Origin of the sequence: Neptuniibacter sp. PT8_73 (genome assembly GCF_047778045.1) — a bacterium.
Classification (GTDB): domain Bacteria; phylum Pseudomonadota; class Gammaproteobacteria; order Pseudomonadales; family Balneatricaceae; genus Neptuniibacter.
On sequence record NZ_CP180545.1, the window covers coordinates 1,507,322 to 1,528,858 of the forward strand.

Genomic DNA, 21,537 nt, shown 5'->3' on the forward strand with positions numbered 1-21,537 from the left:
CGCAGCAGGTTGCCCGGTTATTGAAGCGTTAAGTTTCAAAATGAATATAATTTTTAAGGGGTCAAAGCCCTTTAATTCTCAGCCTTTCAGTCTTAAAAAAATATTTTGGAGTAACAAATGGATATTGAAACTCAAGCTCAAACAATACGCGCTTCTTTACAGCAATACGCACTACCTACCCTAAAACTAAGCCCCATAGCTGAACACGCAAAGCATGTATGGAGTAGTAAATTTGGTGGCAAAGCCTATTGGCCTAAGGGAATGGATTATCCCAAATCTAAGGCGGGCGAAAAGTTGATATTACTTGCTCAGCTAAATTTTGCTGAGCTACCAAGTATTGATGGTTATCCCGTAAGTGGTCTTCTTCAGTTCTTTATTGAAGATGATGATTTGTACGGGATAGACTTTGATAATCCAATCGAGGAAGTCATTAATTCTCCAAGCGGTTACAGAGTCGTTTATCATTCGGTTATTGAAATGAATACTGAATTGCTGGAGAGCGATCTACCTGTACCTCATAAGGATAGTTACCTTCCTCTCAATCGGGAATTTCGTGTAGAAGGCCGAGTTGAAAGCGAAATCCCTTCACCTACTGATTTCCGATTTGAAAAATATGCATGTGATCCGTTCGATTATGAAGAGGATCTTGGTGAGTATATTTATGACAACTTTTCTTCCGAGGGGAGCAAGTTTGGAGGGTATGCTTGTTTTACCCAAGAAGACCCGCGCACACTTGGGAAAGATGATCGATGGGTGTTGTTGTTTCAAATGGATTCGGAATCCGTAGGTGATGACGAAATTATGTGGGGTGATATGGGAGTCGGTAACTTCTTTATTGAAGAGGAGGCCCTAAAGCAAAATGACTTCTCCAAAGTTTGGTATAACTGGGATTGTTCTTAGTAAATCTGCAAGTGGTATGGGAGCCTAATGGTTGAGTGAAAAACTAAGAGAGCAGCTTATAGAGCTTGCTGTTCATTCTGTAATACTTATCTTCCAGTCGTGGGCTTATTATATTATTTATATCTATGTTCGCTATGGTGGGATTTTTAGGGATAAGAGTAATAACGCGTCTATAGTGGAACCTTCTGATCCCTTGTTTACAGTTGCTCTTCTGGTATTGACTCCTTTTATCGCTATTACGATATTTCGTTTCCTTCGCAGTATCTGCCGCTTACTCAAAACAGCAGCTTTGACGGTCTTTGCTGTAAAATAGACGGCAAATAATCCCAAGAGCAAAGCTATGACTCCTAGCGATAGATTCAGCATTCAAGAACACGAAGGAGAGTATGAAGATCGGCCGCTTCAATCTGCGCTGTTCTTTTGTGGTGAAACGCTAGATTTCACTGTGCCGGGCTATGTGATCGATCAGCAATTCGAGCTGCATGATTATTACCTTCTCTTTCTTAATTGGGATTGTCCGTTTGAGGAAGGCTGTGAAGTTATAGTGATTAGTAAGCAGTTAGAGCTTGTTGGCTCTTACAGCTTTACGCCTTTCTATAATTCTTATCTTTTGGATACAGTGGTTGAGCTATCTAAAGATCACTATCTACTGACCTTTAACGGCCCGAATAAGTTTGAGATGTTTATCCGTAATCCCAAGCGAAGTTGGTTGAAGAAGGTTATTAACGTCAAAGCACTTTCTGATTAACTGTTCAGTACCTGAATCGGTCTAAACTAATTACTAGAGCTGCTGCTACCAGAAACAGGGGTCATTAAAAATAGGGAGGATTTGATATGAGTGTTGATCAGATTACGGCGTTCTTTGGCTGGAGTTCTATTTTAAGTATTGCTGTTCTCCTTTTTACTACGCTGGCTTTGATGTTAATGCGTTCGTCTGTGATCCCTCTGCATTCCAAACTGCTGGGCGTTAGTGAGGATCAGTTGCCTGTTTTGTACTTTAAATACTTAGCCAATTTCAAATTGCTGTCGTTGTGCCTGTTTATTATTCCTTATCTTTCTTTAAAGCTGATGGGTAATTAAAGCAAGATGATCTAAATACAGTGATCGAGAAATTGACAATCGCGGCGCCATCTATGACGATAGCTGTATGAGCATCAAACCAGATCAATACGTAGCACGAATTATCATCATTCCTTAGGAATGGTGGGATGCTTGATGCGCTGAATTTATTAAACCCACCCTAGACGGTGGGTTTATTGTTTCTACCTCTGGGGGTATTCAAATAGGGAGCACCCATGAGGAAAGTCGCAGTTTTTGGTAAGCCGGGTAGTGGAAAATCTACCTTGAGTAAAGCCTTGGCAAAGGTAACCGGTTTGCCACTTCATCAACTCGATTCACTTTTCTATCAGCAAAGTGGCGAGCCTGTCGCACGTGAAATCTTTGATAAAGCCCATGAAGATATATTGGCCTCTGATAGCTGGATCATCGATGGCTTAGGCCCGTTAGGGGCTTTTAAGAAGCGTTTAGATGCGGCAGATACATTGGTGTATATCGACCTTCCTTATCTAACGAGTTATTGGCTTGTTACTAAGCGTTTGCTTAAAGGGTTGTTTATCAAACCCGAAGGTTGGCCGGAAGGTAGTTCTGTACTGAAAGGCAGTATTCAGAGTTATAAAATGCTGTGCTTATCGCCTGCGTTTTGGAACGATGAATTTATGGCGGAGGTTGAAGGTATGGCTAAGTCTGTTTTTGTGATCCGTAGTCTTGAAGAGTTAAAGGCGTTTATAGAGGTGTATGCGAGGTAACATGACTAAGTGGCCAGCCATTATTAAATATCGTGGTGAGAGTGAGTTGACTTACATTGATAGTGGGTCTGAATGGGATTGTGATGCAGATCTTCATTTCTTTCGCTACGACAGCGCGGATCAGTTGATTGATTCGGAGGGTAATATTTTCTCTTTAGTAGACATGACCGATAACTTTGTAAAACCGAGGGCTATTAACTGTAGTGTTAGTAAAGAAACAATGCAGGATTTGATCAGAGCACATTTCTCTTCAATCGGTGAGTGCTGCGTATCTAAGTTTTCTATTGGCTCAATTGCCGAAGGAATTACTACTGTCGGCCAGTTTGAAGAGAGCTGACATCTAGCAATAATCAGGTCAGGGTAGAATTATTCTGTTTGTTGCTTATTTGAGACGAAAAGTAAGTAGCAAACCAAAAATTATAAAAACGCTTAGGAAAGAACATGATCAAAAGAATCACAGGTGTAGTCTCTCTTTGTGCAGCGATGATGCTGAGTACCTCAGTTTTTGCGGTTGAGCCAATTCAGCTAAACGGTAAATCTTACGCTTATAACGGCAGCGAAGAGTTCACACACTCGTACTTCACGGGTGCTGATAAAGACAAAGAAAGCTGGAACGAAAAGGTTTCTGTGATTTTCTCATCTAGCACACGTAGTGAAGATGACCTTGAAGAGTTAGCTAACGATTTACGTGATGGCTACTCACAGAACGGTCGTTTGGTAAAAGCAATTAAAATAGCGGCTAAAGATGGCGCTTCAACTAAGTTCGTTGTGGTTGGTGTAATGTCTGGTGAAGAGGTAGCAGAAGGGGTTATGGCCCGTGCTAGCCTTGTGGATGGTCACAGTGTGGTACTGATGTACTCTCACAGATTCTACAACGAAAATCGCGAGAAAGAGCTTATCGATTGGTTTGAAGCTAATGGCTTTAATATGGAGAAAGAGCTGATCGATTTCACTGCAATTCCTAACAGAGCTGAATTTGCGGCGAAATAGATAAGCATCTATTTTACGAGCTAGTTAATATCTATCTAGTTCAAAAGAACGGGCGGTCTGTGTTGAGCAGTCGCCCGTTTTTTGTAATGGTGTGAGACGATTGGTCGTCGAGGTTTTCAGTATTAAGGCTATGGATAAGAGGAAAAGGATTTACTAATCATGAAATCAAAAATTGCCTTATTGCTAATCGTGATAGCTGCGGTGTCGACCATTTTATTCTTCTCATCAAGAACCGTCTATTACACTGAGCAAGATCCTTCTGGTCGATATACCGCGATTGTAAGTTACAGCACTTATAGATCTTTTACGCCGATGATGCCCGGATCGTCCTCAGATAAACCCGGATTTATAAAGATCGTAGATGAGCATAATAATGATTTAGGGGAGATCCCTTTGCCAATGCTTCAGCTAGCCGATCTGAAATGGACAAAAGAGGGCGCAGAGGTGAAGCTTATTGGTGAGTGGGATTTTACGAATGCTTATTGTTTTTATTGGGATGAACAAGGAAACAAAAAGATATTTGTCAAAGGCAGTGATTAATAGATAGTTTTGAAGGTTACTTGAATAGATTTAAATCAGGGGTAAGTTCCTCCGGTTCGTGGAATAAATAGCCTTGAGAATACTCTATATTTAAGTCTTCTATGATATTTTGAACTTCCTGGCAGTGAACAAATTCAGCAACGACACATACATCAAGTACACGAGCAAATGCTACAATCGTTCTAACAGTTAGAAATGTATTCTTATCGATATGAATATTCTTTATAAGGGAGCCATCAATTTTTAATATGTCTATGTTAAGGTTTATTATATATTCAAAGTTAGAATAACCAGTCCCAAAATCATCTATAGCAATTTTACAGCCAAGTTCTTTGGCTCTACTGATAAAAGATTCTACCTCACAGTATTTTTCAATCCCTTCTGTTTCAACTATTTCAATAGTCAGTCTTTTAGATGTGTTTGTTTCTTTCAGTTTCTTAAATAAAAAATCAATAGTCTTTTCGTTTGTTATATCCTCGATCATTAAATTTATGGTGAAGTTATGATCTTTGTCTTTGAAAAAATTTAAAGATTTTTCGATCATATTTCGTGAAATGGCGGGGTAAAGCTTAGCTTTTTTTGCTTGTTCTAAAAAGAATGCTGGGCTAAGTAAATTACCATTTTCAAGCCTTATTCTCATTAATGTTTCATACTTTTCCTTTCCTCCTTTATTGGAAATAATTTTCTGAGCATAAGCGATGATCTTATCATTCTTGAGTGCAGTTTTTATGTTTTTTGTTGTTTCAATGTTATTGAGCAGCTCTTTGTAGATAGGTAAGTTTTTGTCAAATATTGCATAAGATTTATTGTGTCGTTTGGCGTAAAGGTAAGCCATTTCTGCATGGGTTAGAATTTTTTCTTTACCAACAGCTATGCCAGCCGTTATTGATAATTCTAAATCAATTCCGTCTATGCTTAGAATATTTTGTTCGATTTTATTAATAAACGAACTGCATTTTTCTGATATGTTATCTAAAGAGATATTTCCACAACCTAACAGCGCAAAAAAGTCAGCATTTATCCTGTAAACCTTCAAATTAACAGACTCAAAGCTTCTTAGTTTTGTTGCAAACTCTTTTAAAAGTTTATCGCCGAACTGTAAGCTATAAGATTCGTTTATATCCTTAAATCTATCAATATTGAATATTGCTAGTTTAGGTTCTACGCTGGTTTGAATATCCTTTATAAGCTTCACTCGGTTTGGAAGCTTAGTTAAACCATCTGTGAATTGTTCAATGATGATTGCGTCTTTTTTATAAAGCTGTGTAATGTCATGCCGAACACTGATGTATTCAATGATGTTACCGTTGTGGCCAAGTAACGGCATGATTGTAGAGTCGGCGTAGTAGGTCTTTTTATCTTTTGTTAGGCTTTTAACAATCCCTTTATATGTCTTTTTCTTGCTGATGACACTCCACACTTTTTTAGAGAATTCTTCAGAAATATCAGGGTGCAAAACAACAGAGTGATTTTTATTTATTAACTCTTCTTTTGTATATCCACTTATTTCACAGAATCGATCATTAACGTATGTGATAGCACCCTTGTGATCAGCTTTGAGTACGATTGAGCTTTCATCTAGGACGCGTTTATATTCATCACACAAATTTAATTTTTCAAAAATGGCATTCTCATCATTACTTTTGAGAATATTTTTTACCTCAGTAATTAGTTTGTTCTTTTCTTCTAAAAGATGGTTCTTTTTACGAATACTTGCATGAAAGGCTTTTTCCTTCTCTAGCTCCCTCCAGGTAGTATGCATCAGCTCCCTGTCACCAATTTTTATAATTTTTAGTGTGACTTCTACTAAAAATTCTTTGCCATCAAGTCGCTTATGTACCCACTCAAACTGATGATATCCTTTCTTGTAGCAGGTATTGATCATCGCATTGGCTTTTTCTTCCGATGAGCGTCCGTCGGGTTGGTATTCTGGGGAGATCTGTTTGGGGTGGATGACGCGTAGTTCTTCTTTAGAACTCATACCGAGAATTTTGAGTGCGGCATTGTTACCATCGATAAAATAATGGCCATCTATCAGCAGTATCGGCTCAAATGCATTGTCGAATAAGCACTTGTAATACTCGTCATTGTCCATATGTGGGGATCTATGCAGCTTTTCTTACTTATTAATGTACTTACGTAACTAAACGCAATTCGGATTTCTAAGAGTATGGCTGATAATTTTGCGATTGCGAGTTTGAGCTATGCTTAAGAACTTAACGTACTGATCTGAAAGTTAAATAATGGGGAAATTGTAGGTGATTATAGATGCTCAACAGGTGTAAATACCTCATATCTTGAATCACCCACTTGCAAGAAAAGGTTAGGGCTTCACCCAGTATCTATGGTCTTGAATAGGCGTGTCACGCGGCAGCAATGGGTTGTCTAGAATAAAAATTTGTGTATCTTTCCATTGATCCATCGGAAATAAGCGAGATGTCACAGGGTGGGTTTGTAAATGATGCTCTAGAGTTCCATCATCAATTGATTTTTCAAGACCTGTTGTCAACCTCTCTGCCAGCTCAGGGTTTTTTGCGCTGACAAAAAAGTACATGGGGAAAGGGTAATAGATTACAACGTCTGTGAATAAAGTTAGGTTAGGATAGACGGCTAATCTAGCTGTAACTTCTCCAGCGCCTTCGTGGATGCCGCGCGGGAAGAAATCACAACGACCTTCGGCTAACTCTTGGAACATATTTTCATATACGGGATTTCTGCGTACCACCATCCCTGCATTTTCTAGAATATCTGAATCAGGCCAATGAGCCCCTTGGCAGGCTGTGAGTTCCCGTAGTTGTTCAATACTAGTAATAGCTCTGAACTTCTCTTCATCCTCTGCGCGAATAATACTGGCTCTAAAACCTAATAGGCCTTTAAGTAAAGGGATACGAATCGGTATAAGGGTTCTTTCGCGTGAGATAGACGTTCCAGCCCAGTAGACGTCTAACTTCGAGCCTTTCGTTAGCTCATAAAGAGCACGTCCTTGTTCCATCTGGGACGAATATACAACCTGACTGTGACCATACTTGTCTGCTGTAGTTTCTAGAACATTCTGTAAGAGAGTTACAAAGTAATGATGACTGACGTCGTATGAAGATTGAGGTGCGATTGTTTTAATCTGGCTAATCTGATTAGCATGGGCGGGAAGTCCCAAGCCGATTAGAAGTAGCAGAAAAATTAAAAATATATTCGACTGTTCTTGCTCTGCTTTCCTTAGCGTTGAGGTAGAAAAGTTAGACAAAAACTTACTAAGCAATGCAGCGCCTCAAATTTGCTATTTGTAATACGAATGAGCGTATTTTGACAAAATTGATTGGAATAATCTATTAGAAAAAAGCAATTGTTACAGTTTTGTTACAATGGTGCTGATGGTATAGGAGATTTAAATGAGAAAGAATAAACCAAAAGAAGGAACTGAGTTTCGAAATAGGTTGTTTGAAAAACAGCTATCACTACTCTTGGTTTCACAGCTTATAGTCATATAAACAATTACTGACTTAAAACCCATTAAGAATTCTGACGTAATCGTTTAGTTTTGATCGAGATAGGTTGTCAGGTTGAAGATTATCAGCGATGCCCAAGACCATCTGAAGCTGTGAAAGATGGTCTTTGTCTTCATCACTAAGTGTTTTAGCGTCATCAGAAATTAGGTATTGCGTAAGTTCCGCTGAGATCGTTTTAATATCTAGTGCAGAATTACTGTTGGTATTACCCAGGTTGTCTAAGACTTTTTTCGCTTTATCCAGCGTTGCTACCAAGTTATTCTCGCTAGATTCTTCACGCAGTTTACTACTGAAATCATCAATAAAGTCACTTAACTGACCGACAGTGTCGTCCTGCGCCGTTCCTAAGCTTTGTTGGTCAGTTAGATAACGTGAGGATTCACTATCGTTTAGAAAACCATATTCATTCAGGCGTTGAATAAATGCAGGTGTGATTTTGACGCTTCTTGGACCGCCGCTGAAAAACTCTTCATTCAGTTTTTGAATTTTCTGCGCCCGATCCGAAAGGTTACTTGGCTGTGTTGAGGCCGTGCTACTTTCTTGTTCGGTAGGCGATTTACTTGTCGAAGCTGTTTCAGCGGTATTTTGGGTGGTGCCAACCGATGTTTGGTGTTGGCCGATGCTGCCTGTAGTCAGGGTCATCAGTAAAGCCTTAGCGTCTAGTTAGGTAGTATATTTCTGAGATCATTCTCCCTGATTAGTTCCGTTATCTCTATGGGAAATATGATCTTTTTCTCCATTGAATATGCCTTTAAATTCGTTTGCTTCGTTAGATAAGCAATTTTTTGCCTACTTTTACGGATGCTGAATTCAGCTAGTAGATCCTTGTTAGTCTTTAGTCTTGTTTGGAGATCGAAAAATACTTTATGGCGCTTAATTATTCTTTAGATCAACAGCTTCGCCCACTGATCTCTGAATTCTCTTAGATAACTGATGATTAAAGTGAATTTTTGAGCGTAATTTTGCTTATTGCGTGGTTCTGGATAAGCAATATTTTGCCTATTGGGATAAAGGGTGTTTATGGGTTGCTTTTAACTATATGTTATTAAAGGATTAATTTTGTTTTTTGTTTTCTGGCATACCCATTGCTATACAGAAGAGGTGTAACTCAAAACTTTATAAAAAAAACCTCAAACTGGAGAAGGGTAAGAGGATGACAATAACAAAACGCACTTTTATTAAAGGTATGGGCGTAGCCCTAGCAATGAGTACAGCTATGGGCGCTGCAGGTCTGGCACAGGCTGATGATAAGCGCTCTTACATTTTGGCTACAGCGTCTACTGGCGGTACTTATTACCCTGTAGGTGTAGCGTTGGCGACACTAACTAAAGTTAAGTTAGAGCCAAAACATAAGATTTCTATGTCCGCGATTAACTCAGCAGGTTCAGGTGAGAACGTTAAGCTGTTGGGTGAAAACGAAGCTCAGTTCGCGATCCTACAAGGTCTATACGGCGCGTGGGCTTGGAATGGTGAAGGGCGTTTAAAAGAGACTGGCGCAAATAAAAATCTTCGTTCTGTAACTATGCTATGGCAAAACGTTGAGCAGTTTGTGGTTAAAAGTGACCTAGCTAAAACAGGCACAATTTCTGATATCACTGCTTTCGAAGGCAAAAAATTCTCAATTGGTAAGAAGAACTCCGGTACAGAAGGTTCTGGCCGAACAATTCTTGGCAATCTAGATGTTAATGTTGATGGCTTTAACCTAGCACACATGGGTTACGGTGCATCTGCTGATGCGCTTCAGAACGGTACAATTGAAGGTATGAACATCCCATCAGGTGTTCCAACGTCTGCGATTACACGTGCTTATGCTGCACTAGGCAGCGATATTACTGTTCTTAACTTTACTGATGAGCAGATCAAAGAAGCTAACGGTGGTTACCAGCTTTGGACTCGTTATGAGATTCCAGCGAATACTTACCCAGGTCAAACTAAAGCAATCAATACAATGGCACAGCCAAACTTCCTAGCGGTACGTGATGATGTATCCGAGGAAGATGTATACCTACTAACTAAAACTGTTTATGAAAACCTACCGTTCCTAAACGGTATTCATAAAGCGACTAAAGCGATGGCACTAGAAAAAGCGATCGCAGGTCTTCCTGTACCACTACACCCAGGTGCGGCGCGTTACTACAAAGAAAAAGGTATCAACATACCTGAGCACCTAACAGCTAAATAAGCTGAAGAGACGACTCTTCAGAGGAACTAAACGTTGACTATGTGGTCATTTAGTTTAGTTCCCAGCTTTTAGGTTCGACCCGGTGCAGACTCAGTTACCAGCGAGACTGAGATCTGCACCACCCTAATTCCTATATTACGATCATGGTCATCCGAACTCGGAAGGGGATCGGTTGGCTGTAATATCAGTGTGAGCGATCAGAAAGCATGGCTACAGAAACTTCTGTTACCGACCAGGAAGTCAGTGAAAAATTAAAAGGGCTAGAGTTAGCAAAGCGTCCAGAACAGTCGCTAACAGGGCGAGCGGTTTATTGGATTGGCGTAATGTTCGCCATAGCTCATATCTACTTCAATACTCTGGGTACTTGGTCAGAGCTTTATGTCTCTGCCATCCACTTTGGCGGTTTTGCGCTGATGTGTGGTTTGATGGTACCTATGTTCAAAGGTGGTAGCGAGGCTAAGCAAAAGCTTGGTTTAGTGTTGGATGTACTGTTAGGCATCGCCGCTATTGTCTGTGCGCTTTACCTTATCGGTTTTGAAGATGCGCTGTATGACCGAGGTGTGAAGTTTGCCCAATGGGATTGGGTCTTCTCTGTTTGCGCTATCTTTATTGCTTTAGAAATGGCGCGTAGAACAACTGGGTGGTTTATCCCTTGTTTGATTCTTGCTGCGCTGACTTATGTATTTTGGTGGGGTAAGTATATTGATGGCATTTTCGGTTTTGCCGGATTGAGTCTTGAGACGCTACTATATAGATCTTATTTCTCTTCAGAAGGTATGTTCGGTCAGATCGCGCGTATCTCCTGGACCTATGTATTTATGTTTATCCTGTTCGGCGCTTTCCTAGTTAAGTCTGGTGCAGGTGATTTTATTATTGATCTATCCCGCTGTGCAGCTGGCCGATTTGTTGGTGGCCCGGGTTTCGTAGCGGTATTAGGTTCTGGCCTAATGGGTTCAGTCTCAGGTTCTTCTGTAGCAAATACTGTATCTACGGGTGTAATTACTATCCCATTAATGAGAAAGGCGGGTTTCCCTGCCAGATTCTCTGCCGGGGTTGAGGCCGCAGCATCAACGGGTGGACAATTAATGCCTCCGGTTATGGGTGCGGGTGCCTTTATCATGGCGTCTTATACTCAGATCTCTTATCTGGATATCATTGCCATTGCTGCACTTCCTGCATTGTTGTATTTCCTATCTGTAGGCTTCTTCGTGCGAGTTGAAGCAAAGCGTAGCCATGCGCACGCGGTTGAGCTGGATACACGCCCGATTGGTGAAGTATTTAAAGAGGGCTGGCACTTCCTGCTTCCTCTGGTTGTTCTTGTCGCACTGCTTATCTATGGCTTCACGCCAACCTATGCTGCAGGCTTGTCGATTATCTCGGTGATTGTTTCATCTTGGTTATCCAAGAACCCAATGGGGCCTAAAGCAATTTTGGATGCTTTAGCGCAAGGCTCTAAAAACATGGCGACCACTGCAATGCTCCTGATCTCAGTAGGCTTGGTTGTGAATGTGGTTGCGATGACCGGTATCGGTAATACCTTCTCACTGATGGTGACTGACTGGGCGAGCGGTAGCTTGTTTATCACCTTGGTATTGGTTGCTTTAGCATCGCTTATCTTAGGTATGGGCTTACCGGTTACGGCGGCTTATATCGTATTGGCAACGCTTTCTGCGCCAGCGCTTTATGGTTTGATGGCTGAAAGCCGACTGTTGGATATGATCGTTGAGGGCACATTGCCGGAGGCGGCTAAAACCATCTTTATGCTGGTAGATATGGAGAAGGTCGCATTATTGTCGGCCCCTATGAGCGAAGTGGATGCTAAGGCATTGTTGGATCTAGTACCTGCAGATTTCAAAGGGCAGCTTCTAGAGCAGGCGATGGCACCGGAAGTGTTGGCGATGATTCTATTGTCTGCGCACATGATTATCTTCTGGTTGTCGCAAGACTCTAACGTAACGCCACCGGTTTGCTTAACGGCGTTTGCTGCAGCTGCAATCGCTAAAACACCGCCAATGGCAACAGGCTTTACTGCTTGGAAGGTAGCGAAAGGTTTGTATATCGTGCCGCTTCTATTTGCTTACACCAACTTTATTGGTGGTACAGCGATGGAGGTGTTCAGCATCTTTATCTTTGCTGTCTTCGGTTTGTATGCCTTTGTTGGCTTTATGGAAGGCTATTTAGAAGGGAAGTTGAATATTGTTCTGCGTATAATCTGTGGCGCTCTGGCAGTTGCTCTGCTTTGGCCGCACGGTGAAGTGCTGATCAATTTGGTTGCTGCGGCGTTGTTCGCTGTGATCTTTATATATAGCCGTCGTTTTGCTGATTCAGAAGGTAGTGCTGCATAGCGCTACCTTCGAGTACTGACTTAAGGATATTAGGTGTGAGCCTGACTTCAGATAAAAAAATATATGATTTCATTGTCATCGGTGGCGGTATTCTAGGGATGTCGACTGCGTGGCAATTACAGAAAAAGTATCCAGGCAAATCGGTCTTGGTGATAGAAAAAGAGTCCAGCGCGGCTCAACATCAAACAGGCCATAATTCGGGTGTTATACATGCTGGTGTTTATTACAAGCCAGGCAGCTTGAAAGCACGTTTCTGTAAAGAAGGTAACGTAGCTACTAAAGCGTTTTGTCGTAAACACGATATTCCGTTTGATGAGTGCGGCAAGCTTTTAGTTGCTACAAACCAGAAAGAGCTAGAGCGCATGCAGGCCCTTGTTGGTCGCTGTGCTGAAAATGGCATCGAGATTGAGGTGTTAGACCAAGCGCAACTACGTGAGCGTGAACCTAATATTACCGGTGTAGGTGCCATCTTTGTGCCTTCTACAGGTATTGTTTGCTACACACAGATCTCCAGTAAAATGGGTGAACTGGTAGAGCAAGCCGGTGGTGAAGTTCGCTTTAATACTCGCGTTACAGGTATCGAAGAGTTCGCCGACCGCGTGACTGTTTTTGCTGAAAATGAACGTTTCCAAGGACGTTTTTTAGTGAGCTGTTCGGGGCTGCAGTCAGATCGTATCGTTGAGATGATGGGGTTAGAACCTGACTTCCGAATCATTCCATTCCGTGGTGAATATTATCTGTTAGATGAGCAACACAATCAGATTGTTAACCATCTAATCTATCCGATCCCTGATCCTGATCTTCCGTTCTTAGGCGTACATCTGACCCGTATGATCGATGGTACGGTAACCGTCGGTCCTAACGCCGTGTTAGCGTTCAAACGTGAAGGTTACAAAAAGACCGATATCAGTTTGAAAGATAGCTTCCAGATGCTGACCTATCCGGGGATGATTAAACTGCTATTCAAGCATTTCAAGGCAAGTATGACGGAGTTGAAAAACTCAATTTCGAAACCGGGATATTTAAAGCTGGTTCAGAAATACTGTCCGTCATTGACGCTAGATGATATGAAAGAGTACCCAGCGGGTATTCGTGCGCAGGCGGTTTCTAAAAGCGGGGATGTTATCGATGACTTCTTGTTTATGAATACGAGCAGGGCGTTAGCGGTATGTAACGCGCCTTCGCCAGCTGCAACTTCTGCTATACCGATTGGTCAGCATATTGTTGAACAGGTGAGTGTGTTAGTAGAGAAATAAAGCTTTTTTGACTACAACGGGCTTTATACGTCGAAGCGTGTGAAGCCCGTACTTTTCTGATGACGGTAGCCAAAGTGTTCAGCTTGGTTTTCGCACTCTTCACGAAGTTTATAGTGAGCGATCATCAGATCCTTGCAGATCTCACACCACTTTTTCGCATCTGGCTTACCTAGTTTCTCTAATTGCTCTTGGCTAGGGTTGCCATCCGTTGCAATGATAGTTTTCATGCAATCCTTACAATGATCCATCCGTATTTCCCACCGTAGTTATAGTTCTTGTATTTTTGTATGCAGCCTAGTCGCTAATTGTAGGTTTTGTTATCAGAAAAATTCTTAATTTACTGATTTTTCGACTATTTGATGAGTCGCCATGGTAGTGTTTCAGTTAATTGGTCTTTTCTGTAAACGAATAAGCAAGGATGTGAAATGAGCTTTATAGCATTATCGTTTATCTCTGTTTTTCTCTTGATATTGTATTGGCAATTGCGACAACGGAAGGTTAAAAAGCAACGCCGAGAAATGATCGAGAGTTATGTCTTCCCTGAGCGTTTAACCGTAGAGCTAAGAAAGCGCTATCCGCACCTTTCTGATGCTGATTGTGACAAGGTAATGGAAGGGCTAAGAGTGTTCTTTCTAATCTGCCTAGCTGCAAAAAACAGAGATATAGCAATGCCATCGCAGGCGGTGGATGTAGTATGGCATGAGTTTATCCTGTTTACCCGTGATTATGAGTTGTTCTGTTCAAGAGCGCTTGGGAGATTCCTACATCACACCCCCGCAGAAGCGATGAAAAAACCAACCCAAGCGCAAGAAGGGATTAAACGGGCTTGGAAATATTCTTGTTTACGCGAGGGGATTGACCCTAAGGCACCGACACGTTTACCTCTTTTGTTCGCGATTGATGCTGAACTAAAAATTGAGGATGGCTTTACCTACCAGTTAAATTGCAAAGGTCGTGAAAACGATGGCTACTGCGCCAGCCATATCGGCTGCGGAGGTGGCGGCTGCAGTTCTGGTGGCGACTCCGGCTGCGGGGGAGGTTGCGGCGGTGATTAATCGCTACCGCACATCAATGCCTTTAGGTCTTCGCGCAGTCCAATAGTGTTTTTGCCAATAGGGGTTGTCTAATCGACTGATGATCACCCCTTTACTGGTAGAGGCATGTAGAAATTGCCCTTCTTGTACATAGATCCCAACGTGTCTTTGTTTATAGCCTGTTTGGAAGAACACTAAATCTCCCGCCTTTAACTGACCTTTAGAAACGTTGGAGCCACTACCAAGTTGATCACGCGTGGTACGTGGAATATCTACACCAAACTGATCTCGGAACGTGACTTGGGTAAATGCAGAGCAATCGATACCTGATCTAGTGTTCCCACCAAGACGGTAAGGTGTTCCTGCCCAACTATTATATTGATCGAGTAAAGCTTGGCTCACAGGTGATTGTGCCTGCATAGATACAGTTGGAGCAGACGACTGTTTTAACGTACTTGAGCAACCGCTTAAAACAACACCGGTTAGTATAAGAACGATAGGAGTATAAAATTTCATCAAATTTCACCTTCTTTTCGCATAGATCAGGGTTGCGAACAGTATAACGCCAACTAAAATTTACAAAAGCTTAAAACCGTTTGGCTTTCGGGCTGTAACTGCCTATTATGCCCAGCTATTTTTCCAGCCCTTAGTAAGCGAAGAGTTCATGACAGAAGATTTTCAGGTCGGCCAACGTTGGTACAGCTATACAGAAGCTGAGTTAGGTTTAGGTGTAGTCACTGAATTGGTTAATCGCAGTGTAACGATTTTTTTCCCTGCAATCGGTGAAGAGCGTACCTACGCGCAAAGCAATGCTCCATTAAGCCGCATTGTTTACCCTATTGGCGACCAAATTTCTGACGATGAAGGTCTGTCTATCACTGTTACTGAGCATCAAGAAAGCAAAGGCTGTGTTATCTATTTTGGTGATGATGCCGAAGGTAACGAACAGATTATTCATGAAGCGTCTTTAGAAAGTGCGGTTCATTTCAGCAAACCTTATGAGCGTTTGTTTGCAGGCCAGATCGACAAGCTTCGTCACTACGAACTTCGTCAAGAAACTTTAAAGCTACAGCATCAGCATCAGAACTCTGCCGCTTACGGTTTGATCGGTCCTCGTGTTCAGTATTTGCCACACCAGTTCTATATCGCTTCTGAAGTGGGTAAGCGTACTGCCCCACGCGTATTGCTAGCCGACGAAGTAGGTTTGGGTAAAACCATTGAGGCGGGTTTGATTCTTCATCAACAGCTTGTTTCTGGTCTAGCGAGTCGAGTGCTGGTGGTTGTACCTGATAGCTTGATTCACCAGTGGCTGGTGGAGATGTTGCGTCGTTTTAACCTGCATTTTTCTATTATGGATGAAGGCCGTTGTGCTGAAAGCGAAGGTAATCCTTTTGAGACAGCGCAATTGGTGTTAAGCCCATTGTCTCTGTTTACTCAGCATGAGAAGCATCTTGAACAAGCGATAGAAGCGGGTTGGGATCTTATGGTGGTGGATGAAGCTCATCACTTAGGTTGGAGCGAAGAGGGCGCGAGCCACGCTTATACCTGTATTGAGAGCCTAGCGCAGCATGTCAAAGGCCTACTGCTTTTGACCGCAACGCCGGAACAGCTGGGTATCGAGAGCCACTTTGCTCGTTTACGCTTGCTCGATCCAGACCGTTATTACGATCTGCAAAAGTTCATTGAAGAAGAGCAGGCTTTCAAATGCGTTAACCAGTTGATCGAAACGCTACAGAACCCAGAAGGTTGGGATGAAGCGTTGAAAGATGAAGCCTTTACTGCCTTATTGCATCAGTATCTCGGCGATGAGATGGCTGATCATTTGGAAGTTCATAAAGATGATGATTCTGAAGAGCGCGAACAGTTAATTGAGAAAACCGTACGCACTCTGTTAGATCAGCACGGTACAGGCCGAGTACTTTTCCGTAATACCCGTGAAAGTGTGCAAGGCTTCCCGGAACGTAAGCTTCACAGCTATGAACTACCGCTACCGGATGCCTATAAAGAAGTGATTGTTGATGCACCAATGGAGCGTCAGCTACACCCAGAATCTTTGATCGGTAATGGTGAAGGTTCAGCTTGGTTGTTGGAAGATAACCGAGCTGACTGGTTGATCAAATGGTTGGAAGATTACAAAGGTGAAAAGGTTTTAGTAATTTGTGCGCACGCGCAAACAGCTATTACTCTAGAGAAACAGCTACGTCTATTTGAAGGTAAGCGTACAGCATTGTTCCACGAAGGCATGAGCCTTGTTGAACGTGACCGCGCTGCGGCGTACTTCGCCGATGCTGAGCAGGGCGCTCAGCTGCTGATCTGTTCTGAGATTGGCAGTGAAGGTCGTAACTTCCAGTTTGCACACCACATGGTGATGTTCGATCTACCCATGAATCCAGATCTTTTGGAGCAGCGCATTGGTCGTCTTGACCGTATCGGTCAGCTTCAAGATGTAAATATCCATGTGCCTTATTTCGCTGGCAGTGCGCAATCAGTGCTATTACGTTGGTACGCGGAAGGCCTAGGTGCGTTTGAGCAGGTCTGCCCAACAGGTCAGTCATTGTTGCAGCAATATGCCGCGCAGTTACATGAGTGCATGGAAAACCCACTCGATCAAACTGCTGTAGATTCGCTTATCGATGAAACGGCTCAAACACAAGCAGCGTTGTTAGCTGAATTGCAGGAAGGCCGTGATCGTTTGCTAGAGCTTAACTCCTGCAACGCTGATATGGCTGAAGAGCTGTTAGATGCAGTTGAAGAAGATAGCCAGCCAGGTAAGTTAGCGTCCTTTATGGGCCGTATCTTTGATCACTTTGGTGTAGAGCAAGAAACAACAGGCATTAATGGTGTGATCCTTCATCCGGGCGATCATATGCTGAACAGCCATTTCCCTGGTTTACCTAGTGACGGTATGACCGCTACTTTCCAGCGTAACGAAGCACTGTCTCGTGAAGATATGCATTTCCTTAGCTGGGAGCACCCAATGGTGTCTGGCGGTATGGAGATGATGCTAGAGGGGAGCTACGGTAGCTCTACGCTATGTACAATGAAGCTGCTACCGCTGAAAGCGGGTAGCTTGCTGATTGAAGCAGTCTTCCGCATCCATTCTATTTCCGATCGCTCTCTGCAACTGCAGCGTTACCTTCCAGATGCTTGTGTTCGTCGAGTGATCGATAGCAATGGCAACGATTTAACGGGTGTTATTACCGAACAACACTTCGCTACTTTGGGTAAACGTGTAGGTAAGAACGTTGCTTACAATTTAGTAAAACACACTCGTGATGAGATCACCGAGCTTGTGACTAAGTTGGAAGCGCAGGTTGAGCAAACAGAAGTGGATCTGCTTGCACAAGCAAAAGCATCGATTGCTGAGCAAATGGAAACTGAATTGGATCGTTTAAAAGCTTTGGCTAAGGTGAATCCAAATATCCGTGACGAAGAGCTAGAAGCGTTGACCGTTCGAGAGGAAGATCTACTTGCGGCGGTTGATGGTGCTTCATTGAAGATGGACTCCATTCGTATCGCGGTGATAACACACGAGTAACCCCTAGCTCACTTACCGATAAGCCCTAAAGCAGAGATGTTTTGGGGCTTTTTTCTCTCTTCAGTACCCGTTCCCACTATTACTTGATCTTAAACAAGTAAATCCCTAGCACCATTGCATACAATGGCGCTTCAAAACTAGGCAATCTAGGGAAACTAGGGCGGGAGTTCGGTTTGCTTATTTCTCAGGTCTTAGTTATTTCCAAGTTTTTTAAATTTATTTCTCCACTAGCCAAGGAGGGATCATGTTCCGGTCTCTAGCTAATTTAATCGATACAGTTTTAAGAGCTTGCGGCTTTAAAACGCTTAACAGTCAATTTACATTGTCCTACGCGTTAGTATTTATACTGGCAGCGTCTTCTGGTATCAGCCTTTATTTCAGCATGTCTATCAACCCTCAGACCATTGATATGGCGGGGCGTCAGCGCATGTTGAGTCAGAAAATCGCAAAAGAAGCTTTATTAGTTGCTGCAAATGTTGAGCAGCAGACAACTCTGCGTAAAACGATGGAGCTGTTCGAGTCTTCTCATAAAACGATCATGATGGGTGACAAAACATTGGGTATGAACCCGATTACTGATCCAGTTATCGTTAAGCAGATGCAGCACGTTGAAAGCCTGTGGGGAAGTTATAAAAAGCTGATCAACAGTCATGTGAATCAACCAAGTGATACCACACTTGCTGAAATCACCAAGCAGTCACCGGTTATTCTAAAAGAGATGAATAAAGCGGTAGGCATGCTAACCAAGCAAGCCAGTGAGACAAGCATGAATCAGCTGCTGATTGCGTTTGTCTGCGTAGTAGGCATTTTATTGCTGGTTGTGTTTGGTCGAGTGTTTGGTTTGAGCATGTTGATGAACAATATCACTCGTCTTAACGCACGAATGACTGAGGTCGGTCAGGGTAACTTCTCGCATCGTTTTGAGATCTCTCATACCGATAATGAAATTGGCCAGATGTTCAACGCATACAACAACATGTTGAACCATGTGGGCGATCTACTAAAAACGGTTCAAACCGTTGCGCGCAATACTGAGCGTCATGTAACTAATGTTGTTGAAGCAACCTCGGATGCGAGCAATGGTGTAAGCAGACAATACGAAGATATCGAGTTGGTTGCAGCAGCGATGACCGAGATGAGTGCAACAGTGCAGGAAGTTGCGAACAACGCGGTAGAAGCAGAGCAAGCTGCACAAGAGACAGATACTCACGCCAAGAGTGGTGGTGACGTAGTTGGTCAATCCGGCAATCAAGCACAAGAGATGCTAACGATGTTGAACAAAACAGCATCGGCTATTAAAGAGCTTGAGGCTGAAACACTTGCGGTTGGTAATGTGACTTCTGTAATCAACGATATTGCGGAGCAAACAAACCTATTGGCATTGAATGCGGCAATTGAGGCAGCACGTGCCGGCGATCAAGGCCGCGGATTTGCGGTTGTTGCGGATGAAGTACGTACCCTAGCGCAGCGCACACAGCAATCTACACAAGAGATCCAACAGATTATCGAGCGCCTTCAGAGCAAAGCAGAATCTGCTGTGTCTTCTATGGGTGTGAGTACTGATCTTGCTGATCGTAGTAGCGAACTTGCCAACTCCGCTGCAGCGGTACTTGAGCAGATTATCTCCTCTGCGAACACAATCTCTTCCATGAACACAATGATATCGACAGCGGCAGAACAGCAGTCGTCAGTAGCGTCGGATATAGATCATCGTGTGGTAAATATCTCTGATATTGCAGGCCAAACTAAGCGTGATACAGATCGTGTGGTAGAAGCAACCGATCAGATTAGAAGAGAAGCGCATGAACTGAATCAGTTGGTGATGAAGTTCCAGCTTTGAAATAACCAATCTGTTCTATGGTAATAAAAATGCCACCCTCTGGGTGGCATTTTTACTTGTCATAACGACTGTGGATGTTTTTCAGTTTAGAAAAATTGACTTAATTATATGGCTTTAATTTGTATTCTTAAGCGTTTGCGAAAACTAGCCTATTGTTAGGAGGTTAATCCCACCAGAAGTACCAGCAGTCGTGGTTAAGTAGCACTTCTGCAAGTTTTGAAACTGTTTCCACACCTTGATCTACAATATCTGGGCAATATAGATATTGCTCCCAAGCGAGCTCCATTGCTTCTTCTGCGGTTTGTGGTGGCTTAGTGATATAAGCTTCAATCACGTCATTGCTCACACCAACAATCTTAGCGCCATACTTAAGCTGCCAGTGTTTCCACATGGCGCAGTGAACTTCTGGTTCAGGGCAGGCGTTCCATCCACCAAATTTAAAATGAGCAGGGACCTTCCAACTGCTGTCGGTTTTAATTTTGACGCCTAAAAGATTATCAACGGCTTCACCTGTAACAAAGTCTGTCGCTAAGTTGAAACCTTGTTTATCGCTTGATTCAGCTTTCCATTCGCCGGTTATTTCTGCGAGGTTTAACTCTTCATTCGATTCTAACAATTGGCGCCGTTGATTAAGCCATGTGGCTGCTTTGATCTTGGTCGCTGCTCTAATGATATCTTTCGGAGATTGAGAGGATTCTAGAAGATGTTCTTCGATATAAGATTTATCTTCTTCAGTACCGCATACCACCAGTTTGTTATCTTTGCTGCTTGCCTTAATGGCTTTGGCGAAGGCATCAGCTGGGTCAAGATTGACGAATTTCATGTTTGGTTCCTAATAATTAGCACTGGTAGTAATTGAGAAACATCGCTGCTGATTCATCTGCTAGATGTTGGCGTTGGTCAGGCGAGGGTGGTGCTTCTATCTGTAACAGCTGAGGCCAAAAGCAATTGCCTTTAATTAAGCTGTGTAGCTGGTTGATCGCAAAAGTGAGGTCTATCTTCTTCAGTTGGCCGTTATTAATCGCAGCTTCGAGCCATTGATAAAGCGCCGTTTCAGTTTTGTCGAAACGACTTAGCTCTGCTTGTAAAGCGTCTGGGTGATAGAAAAAGTGGCCGATAGCTACACGAGCCAGATCAAGATATTCCGGACTGCAAACAACATTCATCTCGGCTTGTAGTAGCGATGATAGTTGATTGTGCAGATCCCCTTCGGCATCAAACTTGAACTCATTTGCTTGAGTCGCTTGCTTCCATAGGTCGGCAACAAGGTGCATGACTAAGGCTTCTTTTGAATCAAAGTGATTGTATACCGTGCGCTTAGATACTTGGGCGCGTGCCGCTAGCTGATCCATGCTGGTGCCTTGAACGCCATTTTCTTGAAAAGATTCTTTGGCAGCATCTAGGATCGCTTTCCGCTTTAACTCACTCCGTGTCAGCTTCTTTTCGGCCATGTACGGAAATCCTGCTTTGTTAAGAAAGGTAAATTATACACCGATTAGTTTACTTATTGATGGAAATATATAAACTGCACCGTGTAGTTTACTTTGTTGGGGTTGATTATGCGGTCATTCTTTAAGTATGCATCGGTCATAACGGGAGGGGTT

At 42.7% G+C, this 21,537-nt stretch carries 21 protein-coding genes; 14 read left to right on the plus strand and 7 right to left on the minus strand.

The window, feature by feature from the left end; translation table 11 throughout:
* Positions 1–117: 117 nt before the first annotated feature.
* The 8 genes from ACMXYN_RS06695 to ACMXYN_RS06730 all read left to right on the plus strand — a co-directional run bounded on the left by ACMXYN_RS06695 (position 118) and on the right by ACMXYN_RS06730 (position 4,235).
* Positions 118–900, plus strand: coding sequence for a YwqG family protein (locus ACMXYN_RS06695; RefSeq protein WP_415894053.1), 783 nt, complete (start codon positions 118–120; stop codon positions 898–900).
* Between the two features lie 31 nt (positions 901–931).
* A complete protein-coding gene (locus tag ACMXYN_RS06700; protein ID WP_415894054.1) occupies positions 932–1,213 on the plus strand; it encodes a hypothetical protein in 282 nt (93 codons plus the stop codon).
* A 27-nt stretch (positions 1,214–1,240) separates the two neighbouring features.
* Positions 1,241–1,648 (plus strand): hypothetical protein, encoded by a 408-nt coding sequence (locus ACMXYN_RS06705; RefSeq protein WP_415894055.1) that lies wholly within the window; start codon positions 1,241–1,243, stop codon positions 1,646–1,648.
* An 86-nt stretch (positions 1,649–1,734) separates the two neighbouring features.
* A complete protein-coding gene (locus tag ACMXYN_RS06710; RefSeq protein WP_415894056.1) occupies positions 1,735–1,980 on the plus strand; it encodes a DUF6868 family protein in 246 nt (81 codons plus the stop codon).
* 215 nt (positions 1,981–2,195) lie between these two features.
* Complete coding sequence (locus ACMXYN_RS06715; RefSeq protein ID WP_415894057.1) at positions 2,196–2,705, plus strand: shikimate kinase; 510 nt, start codon at positions 2,196–2,198, stop codon at positions 2,703–2,705.
* A 1-nt stretch (position 2,706) separates the two neighbouring features.
* Positions 2,707–3,042, plus strand: coding sequence for a DUF4144 family protein (locus tag ACMXYN_RS06720; RefSeq protein WP_415894058.1), 336 nt, complete (start codon positions 2,707–2,709; stop codon positions 3,040–3,042).
* A gap of 104 nt (positions 3,043–3,146) precedes the next feature.
* A complete protein-coding gene (locus ACMXYN_RS06725) occupies positions 3,147–3,695 on the plus strand; it encodes a hypothetical protein (RefSeq protein WP_415894059.1) in 549 nt (182 codons plus the stop codon).
* A 159-nt stretch (positions 3,696–3,854) separates the two neighbouring features.
* On the plus strand, positions 3,855–4,235 hold the full coding sequence (locus tag ACMXYN_RS06730) for a hypothetical protein (protein WP_415894060.1): 381 nt from the start codon (positions 3,855–3,857) through the stop codon (positions 4,233–4,235).
* A 16-nt stretch (positions 4,236–4,251) separates the two neighbouring features.
* Here ACMXYN_RS06730 and ACMXYN_RS06735 read toward each other — a convergent pair whose 3' ends face one another.
* The 3 genes from ACMXYN_RS06735 to ACMXYN_RS06745 form a co-directional block, all read right to left on the minus strand.
* Positions 4,252–6,330, minus strand: a complete 2,079-nt coding sequence (locus ACMXYN_RS06735) for an EAL domain-containing protein (RefSeq protein WP_415894061.1) — start codon at positions 6,328–6,330, stop codon at positions 4,252–4,254.
* Between the two features lie 228 nt (positions 6,331–6,558).
* Positions 6,559–7,491: a hypothetical protein gene (locus ACMXYN_RS06740; protein ID WP_415894062.1), complete on the minus strand. Its 933-nt coding sequence runs from the start codon at positions 7,489–7,491 to the stop codon at positions 6,559–6,561.
* A 241-nt stretch (positions 7,492–7,732) separates the two neighbouring features.
* Entirely contained in the window at positions 7,733–8,380 is a 648-nt protein-coding gene (locus ACMXYN_RS06745) for a hypothetical protein (RefSeq protein WP_415894063.1), read from the minus strand.
* Between the two features lie 511 nt (positions 8,381–8,891).
* Here ACMXYN_RS06745 and ACMXYN_RS06750 point away from each other — a divergent pair.
* From ACMXYN_RS06750 to lhgO, 3 genes are all read left to right on the plus strand, one after another.
* A complete protein-coding gene (locus ACMXYN_RS06750; protein WP_415894064.1) occupies positions 8,892–9,920 on the plus strand; it encodes a TAXI family TRAP transporter solute-binding subunit in 1,029 nt (342 codons plus the stop codon).
* A gap of 206 nt (positions 9,921–10,126) precedes the next feature.
* Positions 10,127–12,265 (plus strand): TRAP transporter permease, encoded by a 2,139-nt coding sequence (locus tag ACMXYN_RS06755; RefSeq protein ID WP_415894065.1) that lies wholly within the window; start codon positions 10,127–10,129, stop codon positions 12,263–12,265.
* Positions 12,266–12,324: 59 nt separating this feature from the next.
* Positions 12,325–13,521: an L-2-hydroxyglutarate oxidase gene (gene lhgO, locus ACMXYN_RS06760; protein ID WP_415894472.1), complete on the plus strand. Its 1,197-nt coding sequence runs from the start codon at positions 12,325–12,327 to the stop codon at positions 13,519–13,521.
* A gap of 23 nt (positions 13,522–13,544) precedes the next feature.
* On the opposite strand, the gene ACMXYN_RS06765 is transcribed toward lhgO, so the two are convergent.
* Positions 13,545–13,748 carry a hypothetical protein gene (locus ACMXYN_RS06765; protein ID WP_415894066.1) on the minus strand — a complete coding sequence of 68 codons (204 nt, stop codon included), beginning with the start codon at positions 13,746–13,748 and terminating at the stop codon, positions 13,545–13,547.
* A gap of 198 nt (positions 13,749–13,946) precedes the next feature.
* Between ACMXYN_RS06765 and ACMXYN_RS06770 the strand changes: the two genes are divergently transcribed.
* On the plus strand, positions 13,947–14,576 hold the full coding sequence (locus tag ACMXYN_RS06770; protein ID WP_415894067.1) for a glycine-rich domain-containing protein: 630 nt from the start codon (positions 13,947–13,949) through the stop codon (positions 14,574–14,576).
* 3 nt (positions 14,577–14,579) lie between these two features.
* On the opposite strand, the gene ACMXYN_RS06775 is transcribed toward ACMXYN_RS06770, so the two are convergent.
* Entirely contained in the window at positions 14,580–15,071 is a 492-nt protein-coding gene (locus ACMXYN_RS06775) for an NlpC/P60 family protein (protein ID WP_415894068.1), read from the minus strand.
* 148 nt (positions 15,072–15,219) lie between these two features.
* On the opposite strand from ACMXYN_RS06775, the gene rapA reads away from it, so the two are divergent.
* Positions 15,220–18,093 carry an RNA polymerase-associated protein RapA gene (rapA, locus tag ACMXYN_RS06780; RefSeq protein WP_415894069.1) on the plus strand — a complete coding sequence of 958 codons (2,874 nt, stop codon included), beginning with the start codon at positions 15,220–15,222 and terminating at the stop codon, positions 18,091–18,093.
* Between the two features lie 244 nt (positions 18,094–18,337).
* Positions 18,338–19,933: a methyl-accepting chemotaxis protein gene (locus tag ACMXYN_RS06785; RefSeq protein WP_415894070.1), complete on the plus strand. Its 1,596-nt coding sequence runs from the start codon at positions 18,338–18,340 to the stop codon at positions 19,931–19,933.
* A 163-nt stretch (positions 19,934–20,096) separates the two neighbouring features.
* Here ACMXYN_RS06785 and ACMXYN_RS06790 read toward each other — a convergent pair whose 3' ends face one another.
* Positions 20,097–20,756, minus strand: coding sequence for a DUF4253 domain-containing protein (locus ACMXYN_RS06790; protein WP_415894071.1), 660 nt, complete (start codon positions 20,754–20,756; stop codon positions 20,097–20,099).
* A gap of 16 nt (positions 20,757–20,772) precedes the next feature.
* The gene (locus ACMXYN_RS06795; RefSeq protein WP_415894072.1) at positions 20,773–21,384 is read right to left on the minus strand and encodes a TetR/AcrR family transcriptional regulator; all 612 of its coding nucleotides are present in this window, start codon (positions 21,382–21,384) and stop codon (positions 20,773–20,775) included.
* Positions 21,385–21,537: the final 153 nt, after the last annotated feature.

Bases quoted from the DNA above. Each gene is read 5' to 3' on its own strand.
- ACMXYN_RS06790 (WP_415894071.1), bottom strand. From the start codon at position 20,756: ATGAAATTCGTCAATCTTGACCCAGCTGATGCCTTCGCCAAAGCCATT.
- ACMXYN_RS06705 (WP_415894055.1), top strand. From the start codon at position 1,241: ATGACTCCTAGCGATAGATTCAGCATTCAAGAACACGAAGGAGAGTAT.
- ACMXYN_RS06745 (WP_415894063.1), bottom strand. From the start codon at position 8,380: ATGACCCTGACTACAGGCAGCATCGGCCAACACCAAACATCGGTTGGC.
- ACMXYN_RS06755 (WP_415894065.1), top strand. From the start codon at position 10,127: ATGGCTACAGAAACTTCTGTTACCGACCAGGAAGTCAGTGAAAAATTA.
- ACMXYN_RS06715 (WP_415894057.1), top strand. From the start codon at position 2,196: ATGAGGAAAGTCGCAGTTTTTGGTAAGCCGGGTAGTGGAAAATCTACC.
- ACMXYN_RS06765 (WP_415894066.1), bottom strand. From the start codon at position 13,748: ATGAAAACTATCATTGCAACGGATGGCAACCCTAGCCAAGAGCAATTA.
- ACMXYN_RS06775 (WP_415894068.1), bottom strand. From the start codon at position 15,071: ATGAAATTTTATACTCCTATCGTTCTTATACTAACCGGTGTTGTTTTA.
- ACMXYN_RS06725 (WP_415894059.1), top strand. From the start codon at position 3,147: ATGATCAAAAGAATCACAGGTGTAGTCTCTCTTTGTGCAGCGATGATG.
- ACMXYN_RS06795 (WP_415894072.1), bottom strand. From the start codon at position 21,384: ATGGCCGAAAAGAAGCTGACACGGAGTGAGTTAAAGCGGAAAGCGATC.
- rapA (WP_415894069.1), top strand. From the start codon at position 15,220: ATGACAGAAGATTTTCAGGTCGGCCAACGTTGGTACAGCTATACAGAA.
- ACMXYN_RS06770 (WP_415894067.1), top strand. From the start codon at position 13,947: ATGAGCTTTATAGCATTATCGTTTATCTCTGTTTTTCTCTTGATATTG.
- ACMXYN_RS06735 (WP_415894061.1), bottom strand. From the start codon at position 6,330: ATGGACAATGACGAGTATTACAAGTGCTTATTCGACAATGCATTTGAG.
- ACMXYN_RS06730 (WP_415894060.1), top strand. From the start codon at position 3,855: ATGAAATCAAAAATTGCCTTATTGCTAATCGTGATAGCTGCGGTGTCG.
- ACMXYN_RS06720 (WP_415894058.1), top strand. From the start codon at position 2,707: ATGACTAAGTGGCCAGCCATTATTAAATATCGTGGTGAGAGTGAGTTG.
- ACMXYN_RS06750 (WP_415894064.1), top strand. From the start codon at position 8,892: ATGACAATAACAAAACGCACTTTTATTAAAGGTATGGGCGTAGCCCTA.
- ACMXYN_RS06785 (WP_415894070.1), top strand. From the start codon at position 18,338: ATGTTCCGGTCTCTAGCTAATTTAATCGATACAGTTTTAAGAGCTTGC.
- ACMXYN_RS06710 (WP_415894056.1), top strand. From the start codon at position 1,735: ATGAGTGTTGATCAGATTACGGCGTTCTTTGGCTGGAGTTCTATTTTA.
- ACMXYN_RS06695 (WP_415894053.1), top strand. From the start codon at position 118: ATGGATATTGAAACTCAAGCTCAAACAATACGCGCTTCTTTACAGCAA.